A 17,549-nucleotide genomic window follows, 5' to 3' on the forward strand; every position below is an offset into this window, starting at 1 on the left:
ACGATGAGAAAACGACTGTTAACCGCGGCGCTGGCGCTGACTCTGCTCAGCGCGCCCGCGCTGGCGTTAACCCTGAGCGAAGCGCGCCAGCAGGGGCGGGTGGGGGAGACGCTGAACGGCTATCTGGCGCCGCTGCGTCAGGATAAAGAGACGCTGGCGCTGGTGAAACAGATCAACGCCGCGCGCAGTGAAAGCTACCAGCAGCTGGCGGATGACAACAATCTGCCGGTGGATGAGGTAGCGAAAATGGCCGGACAGAAGCTGGTGGCCCGCGCTCAACCCGGCGAGTACGTTCAGGGGCTAAACGGCCAGTGGCTGCGCAAATAATTAGCGGCAGCGCTTGCGGTATTCGCCCGGCGAGACGCCAAAGCGCTGCTTAAAGGCGGTGGAGAAATGGCTATGGTCGCTGAAGCCCCAGCGGTAGCCGATCCCCGCCAGCTTTTCGTCATCGTGGACGTCCTGTAACGCCCGGGCGCACAGATCCAGCCGCCGGTTCTTAATATACTGCGCCACCACCAGCCCTTTGTCGGCAAACAGCCGATAGAGGCTGCGCACCGACATTCCCATCTCGCTGGCCAGCCACTCCGGCCGCAGATGCTCCGACTGAATGGATGCGTCGATTAACGCTATTATCTTCTGAAACTGCTTGTCCCGCCGGGACGGGGTCGGCTCACGCTGGCGCAGCACCGGGCGCAACAGGCAGGCGATCGCCTCCAGCGCCGCTTCACTTTCGCTGGCGGAGAGCGCCGTGCCGCCCATACTCTCCAGCAGCAGTCGCTGGCTGAGCTGCACCATCGGCAGAGACTTATCCAGCCGGCAGGCGGTGACTATCTCGCCCGTCGGCGCCACCCGCTGGCGCGGCAGCAGCAGCGAAGCCTGACGCGAGGTCTGCTGCCAGACGATAGAGCACGGGCGGGCGGCATCGATCAACGTGATATCCCCCGCCGCCAGGGTCACCTGGCGATCGTCCTGTTCGATCACCGCTTCGCCAGCGAGCTGAAACACGGTATAGAACCAGGCGTCGTTATCGCGTTTTATCTCATTGCGCGTGCGGTAGAGATTGACGCCGGCGGCGGTGACCGTGCTGACCTTGAGGCTGCCGGCGTAGCGGGCGTCAATCTCGCCGTGAAAGCGGCCCTCCAGCGGCCGGGCGGCGAAATGGCCGCAGACCTGATTGATCGTCGCCAGCCAGCGCTGGTACGCCAGCCCCCCCTCAGCCGTGGTCATCATTCGCCCTTCTCCTGTAATAATAATGTTTCTGCATTGTTGCATTTATGCCGCCTCAGGCAAGGGCGCGATGTCGGGTATATGAAAGAACTATTACCTGCGGCACATTTCTGTCAGGGCAGGCGACGGAATTGCGGCGACTGTCACAGCGGCGCAAACGAATGTCACAGAGAAAAAAGCGCCAGCCGCCAACCGGACATAGACTGAAAGCACTATCCGCGAAGAATAAGGAAAGGGTATGTCCACCTCTCAGATAGCGCTGCTTGCCAGCGTCCAGCAGTTTTTAGACCGTCAGCATGGCCTGTATATCGACGGCGCCCCCTGCGCCGCGCAGAGCGAAAACCGGTTAACCGTCTGGGATCCGGCCACCGGGCAGGCGATCGCCACCACCGCCGACGCCAGCCCGGCGGATGTTGACCGGGCGGTGATGTCTGCCTGGCGTGCCTTCGTCGACCGCCGCTGGGCCGGGCGCACCCCGGCCGACCGCGAGCGCATCCTGCTGCGCTTTGCCGATCTGGTGGAGCAGCACGGCGAGGAGCTGGCGCAGCTGGAAACCCTCGAGCAGGGTAAATCCATCGCCATCTCCCGCGCCTTCGAGGTCGGCTGCACCCTGAACTGGATGCGCTACACCGCCGGGCTGACCACCAAAATCAGCGGCCGGACGCTGGACGTCTCGATCCCGTTCCCGCAAGGGGCGCGTTATCAGGCGTGGACCCAAAAAGAGCCGGTGGGGGTAGTGGCGGGCATCGTTCCGTGGAATTTCCCGCTGATGATCGGTATGTGGAAGGTGATGCCGGCGCTGGCGGCGGGTTGTTCGATCGTCATTAAACCCTCAGAAACCACCCCGCTGACCCTGCTGCGGGTGGCGGAGCTGGCGACCCAGGCGGGCATTCCTGACGGGGTGTTCAACGTGGTCACCGGCAGCGGCGCCGGCTGCGGCGCGGCGCTGACCGCCCATCCGCAGGTGGCGAAGGTGAGCTTTACCGGTTCGACGGCCACCGGGAAACAGATTGCGCGGGTGGCCGCCGACCGCCTGACCCGCGTGACGCTGGAGCTGGGCGGCAAGAACCCGGCGATTGTGCTTAAAGACGCCGATCCCCAGTGGGTCATTGAGGGGCTGATGACCGGCAGCTTCCTTAACCAGGGGCAGGTCTGCGCCGCCAGCTCGCGGATCTACATTGAAGCGCCGCTGTTTGACACCCTGGTCAGCGGCTTCGAGCAGGCGGTGAAATCGCTGCAGGTGGGGCCGGGGATGCTGGAGACGGCGCAGATCAACCCGGTGGTCTCCCGGGCCCACTGCGACAAGGTGGCGGCCTACCTTGAAGAGGCCCGACAGCAGAAGGCGGAGCTTATCAGCGGCAGCGCCGGGCCGGATGCCGGGGGGTACTATATTCCGCCGACGCTGGTGGTCAACCCGGACGCCGGGCTGCGCCTTACCCGCGAGGAGGTGTTTGGCCCGGTGGTGAACCTGGTGCGGGTGGCCGACGGCGAGGAGGCGCTGCGCCTGGCCAATGACAGCGATTTTGGCCTGACCGCCAGCGTCTGGACCCGCGACCTGACCCAGGCTCTCAACTATACCGACCGCCTGCAGGCCGGGACGGTCTGGGTCAACAGCCATACCCTGATTGACGCCAACCTGCCGTTCGGCGGCATGAAGCAGTCCGGCACCGGTCGCGATTTCGGCCCGGACTGGCTCGACGGCTGGTGCGAAACCAAATCCGTCTGCGTGCGTTACTAACCCTCCGTCGGGGAAGGCGCATCGCTTTTCCCGACGTCCCGCTTGCCGACCTCCGGTCTTTCTCGCTACTGTGGAGGGCAATCTTTGCCCGCGCAGGGCGGTGGATGATGAGGAGGTCTTCGGCATGACAGCATTTCCTGAGGTTGCACTAATTGGTCCCGGCGCCATCGGCACCACGATCGCCGCCGCCCTGTTTGCGGTGGGGAGGGCGCCGGTGGTCTGCGGGCGCACTGCCCATTCGTCTCTGGTGCTGCGCACTGATGAGGGTGAGATCGTGGTGCCCGGCCCGGTGCTCACCGACCCGACGGCGATAGCCGCCCCCTTCGACCTGGTGTTTGTCGCGGTGAAGGCCACCCAGACGGAGGCCATCGCCCCGTGGCTGGCGGCCCTGTGTTCGCCAGACACCGTGGTGTGCGTGCTGCAAAACGGCGTCGAGCAGCGCCAGCAGTTTGCCCCTTTGACCGGCGGCGCGACGGTGCTGCCGTCGGTGGTCTGGTTTCCGGCGCAGCGCGACGCCGATGCTTCGGTCTGGCTGCGCGCCGCGCCGCGACTAACGCTGCCGGATCTGCCGGGGGCGGAGCGGGTGCAGCAGGCGCTGGCGGGAACCCACTGCGCGGTGGAGCTGGCGGCGGATTTTACCAGCGTCGCCTGGCGTAAACTGCTGCAGAACGCCGTCGCCGGACTGATGGTGCTGACCGGACGACGCGCCGGGATGTTCGCCCGGGAGGAGATCACCGCCCTCGGACTGGCCTATCTGCGCGAATGCCTGCAGGTGGCGCGGGCGGAAGGGGCCGTCCTGAGCGACAGTGTGCCGGAGGAGATCATCGCCGGCTTTCATCGGGCGCCTGCCGACTTAAGCACCTCTATTATGATCGATCGCCTGCATGGCCGACCGCTGGAGTGGGATATTCGTAACGGGGTGGTACAGCGTCGCGGGCGTCAACACGGCATACCGACGCCGCTCAGCGATATCATCGTGCCGCTGCTGGCGGCGGCCAGCGACGGCCCGGGCTGACCCCGGGCTGGCGCGGGGTTAATCCACCAGGGAGGGATCGAGGTCGATCATCAACTGCTTCATCTCGGCAAAGTGCTGCCGGGAGAAATCGGCAATTTTCTCCCAGTCCTGGGCGGTTTTTTCCGCCACCGCGTCCGACAGCACCTTCAGCGGCTGGCCGGTTGACCAGGCGGTGATCAGGATCTGACAGGCGCGCTCCAGGGTCCAGATATCGTCGAACGCTTCGCCGATAGTCGGGGCGGTCACCAGCACCCCATGGTTGCCCATCAGCAGACGGCGATTATCCGCCAGCAGCCCCGCCAGCCGGGCGCCTTCTGCCGCGGTGTCCGCCATCCCGCCGTACAGGGTATCGACGGCGACCCGGTTAAAATAGCGGGCCGTGTTCTGGTCAATGGGCAGGATCTGCGGCGTCGCCAGACAGGCGAGGCTGGTGGTGTACACCGGGTGCAGATGCAGCACCACCCGCACGTCGGGCAGTCGCTGATGGATCTGCCCGTGAATGGCCCACGCGGTGGCATCGACGTCAGGTCGCGCGGCGCAACGTTCATCATCGGCGTGCAGCACCAGCAGATCGCTGGCGCGGATGCGCGAAAAGTGTTTCCACTTCGGGTTGAGTAAAAACGTTTTCCCGTCAGCGGAGAGCGCGGCGCTGAAATGGTTGGCCACCGCCTCATGCATGCCGAGATGGGCAATGATGCGAAAGGTGGCCGCCAGGTCGATGCGGATCTGCTCTTCATCGGAATCGCGCATGGGCATTACTCCGCTTTCGGCATCAGGGTCTGCAGATCCTCTGCCGTCGGCGCCTGGAAGTGATATTTCTTCAGCAAGGCGGCATATTCCGGCGTCGCGCTGTATTTTTTCAGCGCCTGTTCGAGGGCGGTTTTCACCTCCGTGTTGCCTTTTTTAACGCCAAAGCCGTTCAGCACCGGATAGATCAGGGTGTCAGAGGAGATCGCCACCCGGTCGCCCAGCTTTTCCACCACCCCGCGCGCCACGGCGGCGTCGGTGATCTGCGCATCCACTGCGCGCGACAGCAGCGCCTGGGTGGTCTGCGGGTCGGTGGTATAGACGCTCAGCGCAATTGGCTTCAGCCCTTTCTTCACGCAGTAGTCGGCGGAAAGCTTCTGCAACTGCGCCAGCCACGAGGTGGCGCCCATCGAGCCGATTTTATGCCCGCAGAAGTCTTCCGGCGTCTTGGGCTGGTAGTCGCTCCCTTTGCGGGCGAGGATCGCTTCCCCGCTTTTCAGGTACGGCACCATGTCGATCACCTTCAGGCGCTCGGCGGTAATGTACATCGACGAGTTGGTGATATCGAAGCGCCCGCCCTGCAGTCCGGGGATCAGGTTGGGGAAGCGGGTGTCGATATTCACCGCCTCGCGGCCCATGCTCTTCGCCAGACCGTCGAGCAGTTCAATATCAAACCCCGCCGGTTTGTTGTTCTCCATGTACTCGTAAGGGAAAAAGGTCATGTCCGAACCGGCGGTGATCTTGCCGCTTTGCTGGAAGGCCAGCGCGTTCAGGGATGTCAGAGCCCCCGCTGCGCAGAGCAGCAGAGCCAGCGGGCGTGGTGCGAAAAAGCGTGTCATAAAACCTCCGGAGTGTGGGCGAATTACATGCTGGCGCGATCGGCACCGGCCTGCTGAACAAAAAACGAAGCGCCGCGCGGCTTCTGCGGCAGGCGAAGCTGGTTATTGGTGCTGCGCACCAGACCGCTCTCTTCCCCGGCCACCAGCTGGCCGGCATGGCGGCTCGGCAGCGGGTTTTCGCCGAAGGGCAGCGCATCCTCGGCGGCGTAGACGCTGATGAACAGGGTGCGCGGCAGGGCGGTTTCGTTGGGGCTGGAGGCGTGCAGCAGGCGGGTATGCATAAAGCAGACTGAGCCCGCCGGGCCAAAACAGGCCTGCGGCTGCTGGCGGTGAGCCGTCACCACCTCGTCATCCACCGCCCCGGTGAAGCGACCCTCCTGCCAGTGGGACCACAGCGGCCCCTGATGGCTGCCCGGCACCACATTGAGCGGGCCATTTTCCGGCGTCACCTCGCTGACCATCAGCAGGGCGGTGATAATGTCGTCATTGCTGTGCGGGGTGAAGAGGAAATCCTGATGCCATTTCACCTCGGTGGCGGTGTGCGGCAGCTTGGAGTTAATTTTGCTGTGGTGAAAACGGGTGCCGTTGCCGCCGATCAGCTGCGCGGCAATGGTCGCCATCCGCGAATTCAGCGCAGTATGGCGATAGGCCTCGGAGATCTCCGTCGGGGAGGCGACCCGGCGCAGCGACGGATGGTCGGGAGCATGGTCGCGTTCGATATCGAAACGCGGCCGCCCGTCAAGGGTTTCTCCCCACGCCGTCGCGTGACGGCGGCTCTCCTCGACCCAGCCGTCGAAATCGCTCTGCAGCGTGGCGATGTCGGCGGCGGAAAGCACCCCTTCGACCACCAGATAACCCTGCTGATGAAACTGCTCAATTTGCCACTGCGCAATCATAGTTTTTCCTCTTCACGTCCCGATAGTTAAGCCAGAGAAACATCTTTCAGAAAGGCCTCGACCCGCGGGTGTTGCCCGCTGCGCATCGCCTGCGGCGTGTCATCGCACACCACCCGGCCTTTCTCCATAAACACGATCCGGTCAGACACTTTGAAGGCGAAGTTCATCTCGTGGGTGACGATGACCATCGTGATGCCTTCGTGGGCCAGGGATTCGATAACTTGCAGCACCTCATTCACTTTTTCCGGATCCAGCGCCGAGGTGGGCTCATCGAACAGCATGATCTGCGGACGCATCATCAGGGCGCGGGCGATCGCCACCCGCTGCTGCTGACCGCCGGAGAGCTGGTGCGGATACTTCCAGGCGTGTTCCAGCATGCCCACCTTGTGCAGCAGCTCGCAGGCGTGCTGGCGCAGCTCCGCGTCGCTCGCCAGATGGTGATAGCGCGGGGCCAGCAGCAGATTGCCGAACACGGTCAGATGCGGGAACAGGTTAAAGCTCTGGAACACCATGCCGATATTCAGACGGTGTTCGGCATTCTCCATAAAGCGCGGCTTCTGCTGCCCCTGACGGTCGAGATGAATAAAGGGCTGGCCGTTAATCTGAATTTCGCCGTTATCGATCTGCTCAAGACCGTTTAGCAGGCGAATGAGGGTGGTTTTCCCCGAGCCCGACGGGCCGATAACCGAGACCACTTCGCCGGGCTGGATCTGCAGGCTCACCGCCCCCAGCACTTCGACATTATTGTAGGCCTTATGCAGCTTAGAGGCCTGCAGCGCCGGCTCCTGGCCCTGGGAGACGCTGCGCGCCATCGCCGGGCGACGGGCGGTCGCCAACTGCTGCATCTCGGCATCCACCGGCCGGGCGGTGTCGCGTCGGGTGACATCGAGGTAGTTCTCCAGCCGTTTCAGCAGAAAATCGAACACCGTGACGATAAAGATGTAATAAAACGCCACGGCGGTCATGGTCTCCATGACCAGAAAGTTCTGCGAGTAGAGCTGCTGGCCGACCATCAATATTTCGGTCAGGGAGATCACCGACACCAGCGAACTGAGCTTCACGATGGCGATATACTCATTGGCCAGCGCCGGCAGGGCGACGCGCAGCGCCTGGGGAATGATCACCCGCCACTGGATCCCGGCGTAGCGTAAACCCAGGGCCCGCGCGGCTTCACTCTGCCCGCGGGGGATGGAGAGCAGCCCGCCGCGATGGATCTCGGCAATATAGGCCGCTTCGCTGAGGACCATCGCCAGCAGGCCGGCCCAGAAGGGATCGTTCAGCACCGGCGCGAAGGAGGGCAGCGCCTGCGGCATGTTGTAGACAAAAATCAGCAGGACCAGCAGCGGCATACTGCGAAATAACCAGATATACAGCCGGGCAGGGGTGGATAACCAGCCGCGCGGCGACTGTTTAGCCAGCGCCAGAATAAAGCCGAGCACAATACTGCAGCCCCAGGTCAGCAAACTTAATTTAATGACGGTCCAGGTGGCCCACCAAAAATCGGCATCGCTGAGCAGGCTTAACATGTAGTTCCAGTTAAACGTCATGGGCTATTTCACTCGTCATAATTAACCTAAATGAAAGCGGCTCGGCTGTGCATTAATGGGGAGCCGCCGGTGTTCATCGTGCGAATACACTATGCTGGCGGGATGCTTTCAGAGGCAATTAGTAAATTTTTGGTCTCTAAGTTTAAAAAAACTATACAGCGTTATTAACGATATGGAATTTAAAGTGATTATCAGGATACTTTGCGTAAACAATTTAAAAACAATAGCTGCAATTGAATAACGATATTTTATGCAGACAGGTTATTTTGCGCGAAACTGGGGCGACCGCTGCCTGCTCAATGTGCAGCGTGTTGCATGATGGTGCAAAAGCGGAAATAAACCGTGCCGGCGAGGGAGGAGAATAAATAATATCGCCCCCTGGCGGGCAATGCGCCGCCATTTTTCGCGGGTGGCACGCGGATTGCTTGGGACTTAGGGGAAAACTATTTCCTGCGTGCGCCGGACCATATTTTATCAATGGTGATGCTATGAACCGATTTACCCTGAAGCAGCTCAAATATTTCGTCACCGTGGTGGAGACGGAGAGTATCGCCGAGGCCTCCCGCCAGCTGCACATTGCGCAGCCGTCGATTTCCATTGCCATTAAGAATCTGGAGAGCACCTTCGACCAGCAGCTGTTTATTCGCCACCACGCGCAGGGCGTCTCGCTCACCTCCAGCGGTCGGCGGATCTACGATAAAGCGAAGGAGCTGCTGCGCCTGTCGTGGGAATTTGAGCAGAATTCGCGGGCGGATAAAGAGCTGGTTTCTGGCATGATCTCCATCGGTTGCTTTGAATCGGTAGCTCCGCTGTATATGCCGAAGCTGGTGGCTGGATTTAAGAAATGCTATCCGGAAATTACGCTGCATCTGTATGACGGCGAACAGCACGAGCTGATGCATGGCCTGCACCGCGGCCGCTTTGACCTGGCGCTGGTCTACGATCTGGAGCTTGGCCACTCGATCAATAAAGAACGGCTTAACGCCCCGCATAAACCCTACGCGCTACTGCCCGCCGCGCATCCGCTGGCGCAAAAGGCGCAGGTGACGCTGCAGGAGCTGAGCCGCGAGCCAATGATCCTCCTTGATGCGGTCCCGAGCAAAAATTATTTCATCTCCATCTTTAAGGAAAAAGGCTATCACCCGGAAGTAGCTTACAGCTCACCCTCTATCGAAATGGTGCGCTGTATGGTCGGTCAGGGACTCGGTTTTTCGGTGCTGGTCACCCGGCCCTGCTGCGATATGACCTACGATGGTGAAAGGGTGGTGCAGCGGGATATTGCCGACGATATGCCCGCCTCAACCTTAATTATGGCGCATCTCGCTAATAATGAGCCGACGCGGCCGACGCAACTGTTTATGGATTATTGCCGCAGTATCGAATTAACCCCCTCTCACGGCTGAAATAACGCCTGTCGATCCGGCAGGCGTTATTTTTTCGTCATCAATCAGCCTCGTAAAATTCTATTCAGTCGATCGTTTTATAATATTTTACCAATTCGTCACAGTTAAATAACCTGAAAGCCGTCAATTCCGGCGACCTCGTCGGCAACTGTGCTTGAAGGATAGAGAAATGACTGAACAGATAACCGAGATCGATACCCTGGTGGTCGGCGCGGGGCAGGCGGGCGTCGCCATGAGCGAGCATCTGACCCGGCTGGATATCCCCCACCTGGTGCTGGAGAAACAGGGTATTGCCCAGGCCTGGCGCAGCGGGCGCTGGGATTCGCTGGTGGCCAACGGCCCGGCCTGGCACGATCGGTTTCCGGGGATGGTGTTCCCGGACTGCCCGCCGGATAGCTTTGTCGGCAAAGAGCAGGTTGCGGACTATTTTGCCGCCTATGCCCGCAGCTTCAATGCGCCGATCCGTACCGGGGTGGAGGTGTACAGCGCCGAACGCCTCGCCGGGCGACCGGGCTTTCGTGTTGACACCTCCCAGGGGGTGATTGAGGCGCAGCGGATCGTAGCGGCCACCGGACCCTTTCAGCGCCCGGCGATCCCGGCTATCGCCCCGCAGAGTCCGGCTATTCAGCAGCTCCACTCGGCGCACTATCTTAATCCGCAGCAGCTGCCGGAGGGCGGCGTGCTGGTAGTGGGGGCCGGATCCTCCGGCGTCCAGATTGCCGATGAGCTGCAGCGGGCCGGACGCGCGGTGTGGCTGTCGGTGGGGGCGCACGACCGGCCGCCGCGTCGCTATCGCCAGCGCGATTTTTGCTGGTGGCTCGGGGTGCTGGGAATGTGGGACGCCGCGGCCAATGCGCCGGGGAAAGAGCATGTCACTATCGCGGTGAGCGGCGCGCGCGGCGGCCATACCGTCGATTTTCGCCAACTGGCGCATCAGGGGGTCACCCTGGTGGGGCAGACCCGCGGCTTTGACGGCGCCAGGGCGTTGTTCCACCCCGACCTGGCGGAGAATATCCGCCGCGGCGATGCCTCTTATCTTGCGTTGCTCGACGCCGCCGACGACTGGGTAGCGCGCAACGGTTCTGATCTGCCTGAAGAGCCCTCCGCCCGTGAGTTTCTGCCCGATCCGGCCTGCGTCAGCGACCCGCTGCTTAGCCTCGACCTGGCCGAGGCCGGGATCGGCGCCATCATCTGGGCGACCGGATATACCACCGACTATCGCTGGCTGAAGGTCAACGCCTTCGATGACGCGCAGCGGCCGCAGCATCACCGCGGCGTGTCGACGGAGCCGGGGGTCTATTTTCTCGGCCTGCCGTGGCTGTCGCGGCGCGGGTCCACCTTTATCTGGGGCGTCTGGCACGATGCCAAATATATTGCCGACCAGATCGCCATTCAGCGCCAGTATCAGCGTTACCAGCCGTCCTGATAACCGTTTCCTGAAGGAGTGCTTTGATGCCAACCCATACCCGTATTCGCATGTTTAACACCAAAGAGACCTACCCGAACCAGGCGCTGAACAACGATCTGTGCCAGGCGGTGCGGGCCGGGAATACCGTCTACGTTCGCGGCCAGGTCGGCACCGATTTCGCCGGCAACCTGATCGGCCTCGGCGACCCGCGAGCCCAGGCGGAACAGGCGATGAAGAATGTCGAGCAGCTGCTGAAAGAGGCCGGCAGCGACCTCTCGCATATCGTCAAGACCACCACTTATCTGATCGACCCCCGCTATCGCGAGCCGGTCTATCAGGAGGTGGGAAAATGGTTGAAAGGGGTCTTTCCCATCTCCACCGGGGTGGTGGTGTCGGCCCTGGCGCAGCCGCAGTGGCTGATGGAGATTGACGTCACGGCGGTGATCCCTGACGACTGGCAGGGGGAGGCGGCAGAATGACCCTTTCCCTTACCGCCCGTTGCCCGGAAACGGGTCAGTTGGGCATCGCCATTAGTTCATCGAGCATGGCCGTCGGGTCGCGCTGTCCGTGGCTGCTGCCCGGCGTGGGGGCGGTTTCCAGCCAGAACATTACCCTGCCGTCGCTGGGGCCGCAGATCCTCAGCGCGCTCGAAGCGGGAGCCAGCGTTGAGCAGGCCCTGAAGCAGGCGCTGGCGGAGGATCGCTTCCGCGAATATCGCCAGGTCGCGGCGATTGACGCCAACGGCGACACGGCAGTGTTCAGCGGGGAATTCACCCTCGGGATCGGCGGCGCCCTGGCGGGGGATAACTGCGTGGCGGCGGGCAACATGCTGGCCAGTGAGGGGGTGATCGCCGCGATGGTGGGCGCCTTTGAGGCCGCCACCGGTGAGCTGACCAGCCGGCTGCTGGCCGGACTGCGCGCCGGGATCGTCGCCGGGGGCGAGGCCGGGCCGGTCCACTCGGCGGCGGTGAAGGTGGTGGACGATTACCCGTGGCCGGTGGTCGACCTGCGCATTGACTGGGCGGAAGCGGATCCGCTGGCGGCCCTTGAGCAGCTGTGGCTGGCGTGGGAGCCGCAAATGGAGGCCTATATTACCCGGGCGCTCGACCCGCGCGAGGCGCCGGCCTATGGCGTGCCTGGCGATGAATAACACGCCGGGAGCGATCCTTGCCGCGCTGCTGGCCTTTGATACCACCAGCCGCCATTCAAACATGGCGATGATCGACTGGATCGCCGATTTTCTCGCCGCCCGCGGCGTGGCGTCCCGCCGCTTTTATGACCCGTCGGGGGGAAAGGCCAATCTCTACGCCCGGCTGGGGCCGTCCGGCGGCGGCGGGGTGATGCTCTCGGGCCATACCGACGTGGTCCCGGTGGACGGGCAGGACTGGAGCGTGCCGCCGTTCAGCCTGACCGAGCGCGATGGCCGCTACTACGGCCGCGGCAGCGCCGATATGAAGGGCTTTCTCGCCTGCGTGCTGGCGGCGGTGGATGACTTTCTGGCGGCGCCGCTGCGGATGCCGCTGCATCTGGCCTTCTCCTATGACGAAGAGGTCGGCTGCCTCGGCGTGCGCAGCCTGGTGGATTTTCTGCAGGCCTCGCCGGAGAAACCGGCGCTGTGCCTCATCGGCGAGCCGACAGAGATGCAGCCGGTGTTCGGTCATAAAGGCAAACTGGCCATGCGCTGCTGCATTGAGGGCCAGGCCTGCCATTCGGCCTATGCCCCGCAGGGGGTGAACGCCATCCGCTACGCGGCCAGGCTGATCAACCGCCTGGATCGGCTGGGCGAGCGTCTGGCCCGGCAGCTGGACAGCCGCTTTTCGCCGCCTTTCAGCACCCTGCAGGTGGGCACCATTCAGGGCGGCGCCGCGCTGAACATCGTTCCGCAGTCCTGTCGCTTTGATTTTGAAATCCGCTACCTGCCGGGGATGCGTCCCGAAGCGGTTACCGAAGCGCTGGCGGCCTACGCCCGCCGCCGGCTGCTGCCGGAGATGCGCCGGGTCGGCGGCGGAAGCGACATCCAGTTTCAGCTGTTGAGCCACTACCCGCCGCTGCTCAGCGATCCACAGTCCGACTTCGCCCGCTGGCTGGCGCAGTGGTGCGGCAGCGATCGGTTTTCCACCGTGGCGTTTGGCACCGAAGGGGGGCTGTTCGACGAGATGGGCGTCGCGACCCTGGTCTGCGGGCCGGGCAGCATGGCCCAGGGCCATAAGGCCGATGAGTACATCAGCATCGATCAGACCGAACGCTGCATGGCGATGCTGGGCCAGCTTTGCGCGTGGATGCGCGCCGAGCCCGCAGAACCGCTTACCTGATCCACCCACACAGGAACCCAAGCGATGCACAACCAACACTCTCACCATATCGATCAAGCGACAGTCGACCGCTGGCAGGCGGATGGCGTGGTATTACTGAAGGGCGTTTTTACCCCCTGGGTTGAGCGCCTCGCCGAGGGGGTCACGGCGCTGATGGCCAGCCCCAGCGAATATGGTCATGCGCGCACGGTGATCCCCAAAGATGGTTCGCCGCCTTTTTTTCAGGATTACTGCAACTGGTCGCGGATCCCGGCGTTTAGCGAGTTTGTCTTCCAGTCGGCCGCCGCCGAAATCGCCGCGGCGCTGATGCAGTCGCAGACGGCGAAATTTTTCCATGAGCATACGCTGGTCAAACCCGCCGGGGGCAGCACGGTCACCCCCTGGCATCATGACCAGCCTTACTATTGCGTCTCCGGCCGACAGAACGTCAGCTTCTGGATCCCGCTGGACCCGGTAGCAGAGGCCACCTCGCTGCGCTGCATTCGCGGGTCGCATCGCTGGGAGGCGGAGTACAGTCCCACCCGCTTCAATGGCACCAGGCTCTACGAGCACACCCGGTTCAGCGCGCTGCCGGATATCGACGCCCATGAGGACGAGTACGATATCGTCAGCTGGGCGCTGGAGCCGGGGGATGCGGTGGCCTTTCATTTTCGCACCGTCCATGGCGCCCGCGGCAACCCTGGAGCGCGGGCGCGACGGGTCTTCTCCGCCCGCTGGGTGGGGGATGACGCCGCCTTTGCCGACCGCGGCGGCGTGACGTCGCCGCCGTTCCCCGAGCTGACCCTGCGGGACGGCGACCCGCTGGATTCTCCACTGTTCCCCCAGGTCTGGCCACCAGCGTAAGCGGCTTCGGACGGGATCTGCTATGATCCCGTCTTTCGTTGTCTGGAGCCAGTCGATGTTCAACGACGCCATTGTTTATGACCGCTACGGGCCGCCGGCCGCGGTGCTAACGCTGAAACGCGCCCCGCTGGCGCCGCTGGCCGGTGGACGGGTGCGGGTCAGGATGCGCTATGCCCCGGTGAATCCTTCAGATCTGATCCCCATCACCGGCGCCTATCGCCACCGTACCCGACTGCCGGCCGTCCCCGGCTACGAAGGCCTTGGCGAGGTGGTCGCCGCGCCATTCGGCAGCCGGCTGACCGCGGGCCAGCGGGTGCTGCCCCTGCGCGGGGGCGGCACCTGGCAACGGTTTATCGATCTCGATGAGACCTGGCTGGTGCCGGTTCCCCCGGCGGTGGACGATCTGCTGGCCGCCCGCGGGTATATCAATCCGCTGACGGCGATGCTGATGCTCAGTCGCTGGCCGGTTGCCGGGAAACAGATCGTGCTGACCGCCGCCGCCTCCTCCTGCGCCAGCCTGCTGGGGCAGTGGGCGCTGGCCATGGGCGCCCGTTCGGTAAGCGGGATTATTCGCTCGCCGCAGCATCGGGCGCGTCTGGAGCAGGCCGGGATCTATCCGATCCTCGACGCCGACCGGGCGCTGGTGGAGAAGGTCAGCCAGCACAGCGATCTGGTGTTTGACGCGGTGGGCGGGGAGCTGGGGAACACGCTGTTGTCGGTGCTGCCCGCGTCGTCGACCCTGGTCTCCTACGGCTTATTATCCGGGCGGCCGTTGATCCAGACGCGCGCCAGCGCGGCGGTGCGCAAGTTTCATCTGCGGGAGGCGCTGCCTGGCCTCAGCGTGGCGGCATGGCGGGCGGCGTTCGATGAGATCTGGCAGCGGCTGCCGACGACTACGCAACCGCCGGCCCAGCGGGTGGCGGTGAACGACTGGCGCGAGGCGATTGCCGCCGCCGGCCAGCCGGGAAGAGGCGGTAAAATCCTGCTCGATTTCACCGTGGGTTAAGATTACTGTTTCTTCTCGCCGAGGGTCGGCGTTTCGTCAAAGAAGTTCCATGGCTTCAGCAGGGCGTGCGCCCACTCGGTCGGCATGATCGGCCACTCTTCGGCGCGCGCCACGTGGGTGGTGCCGGTGGTGATCCACACGACGTCGTCGTGGTTTGTCAGCGACTCATCGTCCTTCGCGTACTGGCCCAGGCCGGTATCGTGGGCGGAACGGTTAGGGTATTTGCCTTCCGGATAACGCTCTGTCGGGTGGTAACGCGTCACCCACAGCTGTTTATCCATAAAGCTCAGACGATGGTAGATCCACTCGTCGGGGGCGAACTTAGCGCCGGTCGCCGCCGGATGGGTGCCCCCAGCGTAAGGGATGATCTGGTAAGAGACGGGGTTACCCATGCGGTTCTCTTTGCTGGTGTTGCTCAGCAGGCGAATCGTACCCGGGTCGAATTTCTGCGCCGCTTTCTGTTCGCTGTCAATCGTGTACTGATTCACCTGCATGGTGCTGGTGCGCGGGCCGCCGGCGGTGTTGGGCTTCACCTCCGGGTCCATCGCCACCAGAGTGTTGTTTTCGCCGTCCACGTCGAGGTCGAGGCGGAAGTTATAGATATGCTGGTGGGTGGTGCCGACAATATTATGGTCGATCAGCGTTCCGTAGCGGGTATCTTCTTTGGCGCTCGGGTCGTGCATGGTTTTCGCCAGCACGCCTTTCACCGCCTCAATCCCGGTGGCGCCGGCATCGATGCCGATGGTGCCGTTGTCGTGGAATACCCAGTCAAAGATATAGTCGTAGTTGCCGACGGTGCTGATCCAGCGCACCACCAGCTCCCGGCGCTCGGTACTGACGTTGGGCTTGCCCATCTCCAGGTGCTTATATTCCGGCCCGGCGTAGCGCTCGAATATGGCGACGGCGTGCGGGATGGTGGTCGGCGCGCCGGTGTAGTCGGCGATGGTTTCATCCAGCAGCACCGCATTCGACGGCGCGTCTTTGCCGCGTACAATCGGCGAGGTCAGGGTGCCCATGCCGTAATCGCCGGAGTCCAGATAGGCTTTGAAATACCAGCCGACGTCCGGGTCGCCGTAGGGGACGATCATCCCGCCGAGCGAACCTTCATACATCACCTGGCGTTTTTTGCCGTTATCGTTGTAGGTCACCGTCGAGAGGATTGGCCCGACGCGCGAGTTAAGACGCAGATGGAAATCCCAGTTCCGCCAGTGAATGGTATCCCCGGTAATGGTATAGTTTTTGCCTTCCGGTTCAGTAATATCCAGCGGTTTCACCACCGGGGCGTTGCGGTCGCGGCCATCGTACGGACGCGGTTCCATCGGCACCGGAATCACCGGGCCTTCCTCGATTTTGATGATTTTCTTTGCTTCCAGGTCGACCACCGCCACCAGGTTTTCAATCGGGTGCGCCCAGTAGTTGCCGTCGCCGGTATCGAGATAGCTGACCACCTTCAGCAGACGCGCATCCTGCTGCAGGCCATCTTTACCATCGAAGTAGCCGACGGTGAGCGGGGTGGTGACCACCTTGCCAGGATCGGTAATACCGTGTTTTTTCAGCACCGCCGCGAATTCGCTGCTGGCGTTGATGATGTTCTGCACGCTGGCGAAATCATCGAGCAACACCATGCCGTGGGCCCCTTTGATCGGCGTCCATGAGAGGATTTTTTTGTTTTGCAGATCGACCACCGCCTCCATCACCTGTTTGCCATCGAGCATCACCACATCGGCGGTGCGCGGCGCATCCACCGGCGTGCCCTGCAGGGCAAAGGCCCATACCGCCGCTTTATCCGGCTCGTGCAGGGAAATTTCGGTAAAGCGGGTATTGGGCTGGAATTCCGGCGCGGCTTTGACAATGGTCACCGCTTCGCTGATTTCCGCCGCCGAGAGCGAGTTTAACGGGTGCGGGCGTTTTTCCACCTGGAAGGTCTGGTCGAGACCGGACTGGAACACGTCGTTGATAAAGGTATCGGAGACCCAGGCTTTACCTTCCTTCATCACCACCGGCACCGGCAGATCAAGAGGTTTACCGTTGACGATCGCCGTTTTGGCGCCGGGCTTCACTTTGACGTAAGCGCCATCTTTTACCAGGGTAAACATTTGCGCATAGTCATCCCACTGCACGTCAGCGCCGAACGCCTCCAGCGTTTTATCCAGCGGTACCATGTGGGCTTCGCTACCGTGAGCGAAGACCGGTGATTGCCAGGCGCAAACCACCGCGACAGCGAGAGCCAGTGCGGTTTTACGAGGAGAAAATTTCAAGCCGTTTGCCATTGTGACCTCATCTTATTGTTGTGTTGTCTTATGCCGCTGCGAATGTCGGCTTTGTCACCCTTAAGCTACCAGCCCGCGGCGCCGTAGCGTTTGTTTGCTCTTGCCAGGTTATTTGTCAGTTTTGCCAGAGGGACGTAAAAAATGCCTCCGCAGAGGCATTAAGCACGAGCGCCGATTTTTTTGCCGGGTGGCGGCTAACGCCTTACCCGGCCTACAGCCCCAAATCACTGCTGGCGCTAGCGCTGGGGCCGCTGAAACTGCCGGTGCTGGCGGCCTCAACATCGCTGAGACGTTCCCG

The 17,549-nt window shown here is 62.6% G+C and carries 16 protein-coding genes; 10 read left to right on the forward strand and 6 right to left on the reverse strand.

Going from position 1 to position 17,549, the window contains the following annotated elements; genetic code table 11:
- Positions 1-3: 3 nt before the first annotated feature.
- A complete protein-coding gene (locus ABLV64_RS09240; protein WP_004204018.1) occupies positions 4-327 on the forward strand; it encodes a YdbL family protein in 324 nt (107 codons plus the stop codon).
- On the opposite strand, the gene feaR is transcribed toward ABLV64_RS09240, so the two are convergent.
- Positions 328-1,230 (reverse strand): transcriptional regulator FeaR, encoded by a 903-nt coding sequence (gene feaR, locus ABLV64_RS09245; protein WP_032455921.1) that lies wholly within the window; start codon positions 1,228-1,230, stop codon positions 328-330.
- 235 nt (positions 1,231-1,465) lie between these two features.
- On the opposite strand from feaR, the gene ABLV64_RS09250 reads away from it, so the two are divergent.
- Both ABLV64_RS09250 and ABLV64_RS09255 read left to right on the forward strand, forming a co-directional pair.
- Positions 1,466-2,965 carry an aldehyde dehydrogenase family protein gene (locus ABLV64_RS09250; RefSeq protein WP_348843359.1) on the forward strand — a complete coding sequence of 500 codons (1,500 nt, stop codon included), beginning with the start codon at positions 1,466-1,468 and terminating at the stop codon, positions 2,963-2,965.
- 124 nt (positions 2,966-3,089) lie between these two features.
- Entirely contained in the window at positions 3,090-3,980 is an 891-nt protein-coding gene (locus tag ABLV64_RS09255; RefSeq protein WP_043522039.1) for an oxidoreductase, read from the forward strand.
- 18 nt (positions 3,981-3,998) lie between these two features.
- Here ABLV64_RS09255 and ABLV64_RS09260 read toward each other — a convergent pair whose 3' ends face one another.
- Genes ABLV64_RS09260 through ABLV64_RS09275 form a run of 4 tightly spaced genes read right to left on the reverse strand, consistent with a single transcriptional unit; the run spans position 3,999 to position 8,009 of the window.
- Positions 3,999-4,730 carry a class II aldolase and adducin N-terminal domain-containing protein gene (locus tag ABLV64_RS09260; protein WP_126066024.1) on the reverse strand — a complete coding sequence of 244 codons (732 nt, stop codon included), beginning with the start codon at positions 4,728-4,730 and terminating at the stop codon, positions 3,999-4,001.
- 5 nt (positions 4,731-4,735) lie between these two features.
- Positions 4,736-5,566 (reverse strand): ABC transporter substrate-binding protein, encoded by an 831-nt coding sequence (locus ABLV64_RS09265; protein WP_004204023.1) that lies wholly within the window; start codon positions 5,564-5,566, stop codon positions 4,736-4,738.
- Between the two features lie 23 nt (positions 5,567-5,589).
- Entirely contained in the window at positions 5,590-6,462 is an 873-nt protein-coding gene (locus tag ABLV64_RS09270; RefSeq protein ID WP_348843358.1) for a phytanoyl-CoA dioxygenase family protein, read from the reverse strand.
- A gap of 26 nt (positions 6,463-6,488) precedes the next feature.
- Positions 6,489-8,009, reverse strand: a complete 1,521-nt coding sequence (locus ABLV64_RS09275) for an amino acid ABC transporter permease/ATP-binding protein (protein ID WP_023318097.1) — start codon at positions 8,007-8,009, stop codon at positions 6,489-6,491.
- A gap of 488 nt (positions 8,010-8,497) precedes the next feature.
- On the opposite strand from ABLV64_RS09275, the gene ABLV64_RS09280 reads away from it, so the two are divergent.
- The 7 genes from ABLV64_RS09280 (at position 8,498) to ABLV64_RS09310 (ending at position 14,981) form a co-directional block, all read left to right on the forward strand.
- Entirely contained in the window at positions 8,498-9,412 is a 915-nt protein-coding gene (locus ABLV64_RS09280) for a LysR substrate-binding domain-containing protein (protein ID WP_004204026.1), read from the forward strand.
- Between the two features lie 169 nt (positions 9,413-9,581).
- Positions 9,582-10,838 carry an NAD(P)/FAD-dependent oxidoreductase gene (locus tag ABLV64_RS09285; protein ID WP_032455928.1) on the forward strand — a complete coding sequence of 419 codons (1,257 nt, stop codon included), beginning with the start codon at positions 9,582-9,584 and terminating at the stop codon, positions 10,836-10,838.
- Positions 10,839-10,864: 26 nt separating this feature from the next.
- Positions 10,865-11,299, forward strand: coding sequence for a RidA family protein (locus ABLV64_RS09290; RefSeq protein ID WP_004190423.1), 435 nt, complete (start codon positions 10,865-10,867; stop codon positions 11,297-11,299).
- Positions 11,296-11,970, forward strand: a complete 675-nt coding sequence (locus tag ABLV64_RS09295; RefSeq protein WP_032455929.1) for a DUF1028 domain-containing protein — start codon at positions 11,296-11,298, stop codon at positions 11,968-11,970. Before ABLV64_RS09290 ends, ABLV64_RS09295 begins: the two co-directional genes overlap by 4 nt.
- Positions 11,963-13,132 (forward strand): acetylornithine deacetylase, encoded by a 1,170-nt coding sequence (argE, locus tag ABLV64_RS09300; RefSeq protein ID WP_049116292.1) that lies wholly within the window; start codon positions 11,963-11,965, stop codon positions 13,130-13,132. Before ABLV64_RS09295 ends, argE begins: the two co-directional genes overlap by 8 nt.
- A gap of 24 nt (positions 13,133-13,156) precedes the next feature.
- Positions 13,157-13,975, forward strand: a complete 819-nt coding sequence (locus ABLV64_RS09305; protein WP_004204030.1) for a phytanoyl-CoA dioxygenase family protein — start codon at positions 13,157-13,159, stop codon at positions 13,973-13,975.
- 22 nt (positions 13,976-13,997) lie between these two features.
- Complete coding sequence (locus ABLV64_RS09310) at positions 13,998-14,981, forward strand: zinc-dependent alcohol dehydrogenase family protein (RefSeq protein WP_025999096.1); 984 nt, start codon at positions 13,998-14,000, stop codon at positions 14,979-14,981.
- Positions 14,982-14,983: 2 nt separating this feature from the next.
- Here ABLV64_RS09310 and tynA read toward each other — a convergent pair whose 3' ends face one another.
- On the reverse strand, positions 14,984-17,251 hold the full coding sequence (gene tynA, locus ABLV64_RS09315; protein ID WP_217324941.1) for a primary-amine oxidase: 2,268 nt from the start codon (positions 17,249-17,251) through the stop codon (positions 14,984-14,986).
- Positions 17,252-17,549: the final 298 nt, after the last annotated feature.

The organism is Klebsiella sp. JB_Kp031 (assembly GCF_040064295.1).
In the GTDB taxonomy this organism is placed as follows: domain Bacteria; phylum Pseudomonadota; class Gammaproteobacteria; order Enterobacterales; family Enterobacteriaceae; genus Klebsiella; species Klebsiella quasipneumoniae.

Bases quoted from the DNA above. Each gene is read 5' to 3' on its own strand.
- ABLV64_RS09240 (WP_004204018.1), top strand. From the start codon at position 4: ATGAGAAAACGACTGTTAACCGCGGCGCTGGCGCTGACTCTGCTCAGC.
- ABLV64_RS09305 (WP_004204030.1), top strand. From the start codon at position 13,157: ATGCACAACCAACACTCTCACCATATCGATCAAGCGACAGTCGACCGC.
- ABLV64_RS09260 (WP_126066024.1), bottom strand. From the start codon at position 4,730: ATGCGCGATTCCGATGAAGAGCAGATCCGCATCGACCTGGCGGCCACC.
- ABLV64_RS09275 (WP_023318097.1), bottom strand. From the start codon at position 8,009: ATGACGTTTAACTGGAACTACATGTTAAGCCTGCTCAGCGATGCCGAT.
- ABLV64_RS09310 (WP_025999096.1), top strand. From the start codon at position 13,998: ATGATCCCGTCTTTCGTTGTCTGGAGCCAGTCGATGTTCAACGACGCC.
- argE (WP_049116292.1), top strand. From the start codon at position 11,963: ATGAATAACACGCCGGGAGCGATCCTTGCCGCGCTGCTGGCCTTTGAT.
- ABLV64_RS09290 (WP_004190423.1), top strand. From the start codon at position 10,865: ATGCCAACCCATACCCGTATTCGCATGTTTAACACCAAAGAGACCTAC.
- ABLV64_RS09295 (WP_032455929.1), top strand. From the start codon at position 11,296: ATGACCCTTTCCCTTACCGCCCGTTGCCCGGAAACGGGTCAGTTGGGC.
- tynA (WP_217324941.1), bottom strand. From the start codon at position 17,251: ATGGCAAACGGCTTGAAATTTTCTCCTCGTAAAACCGCACTGGCTCTC.
- feaR (WP_032455921.1), bottom strand. From the start codon at position 1,230: ATGATGACCACGGCTGAGGGGGGGCTGGCGTACCAGCGCTGGCTGGCG.
- ABLV64_RS09265 (WP_004204023.1), bottom strand. From the start codon at position 5,566: ATGACACGCTTTTTCGCACCACGCCCGCTGGCTCTGCTGCTCTGCGCA.
- ABLV64_RS09270 (WP_348843358.1), bottom strand. From the start codon at position 6,462: ATGATTGCGCAGTGGCAAATTGAGCAGTTTCATCAGCAGGGTTATCTG.
- ABLV64_RS09250 (WP_348843359.1), top strand. From the start codon at position 1,466: ATGTCCACCTCTCAGATAGCGCTGCTTGCCAGCGTCCAGCAGTTTTTA.
- ABLV64_RS09255 (WP_043522039.1), top strand. From the start codon at position 3,090: ATGACAGCATTTCCTGAGGTTGCACTAATTGGTCCCGGCGCCATCGGC.
- ABLV64_RS09280 (WP_004204026.1), top strand. From the start codon at position 8,498: ATGAACCGATTTACCCTGAAGCAGCTCAAATATTTCGTCACCGTGGTG.
- ABLV64_RS09285 (WP_032455928.1), top strand. From the start codon at position 9,582: ATGACTGAACAGATAACCGAGATCGATACCCTGGTGGTCGGCGCGGGG.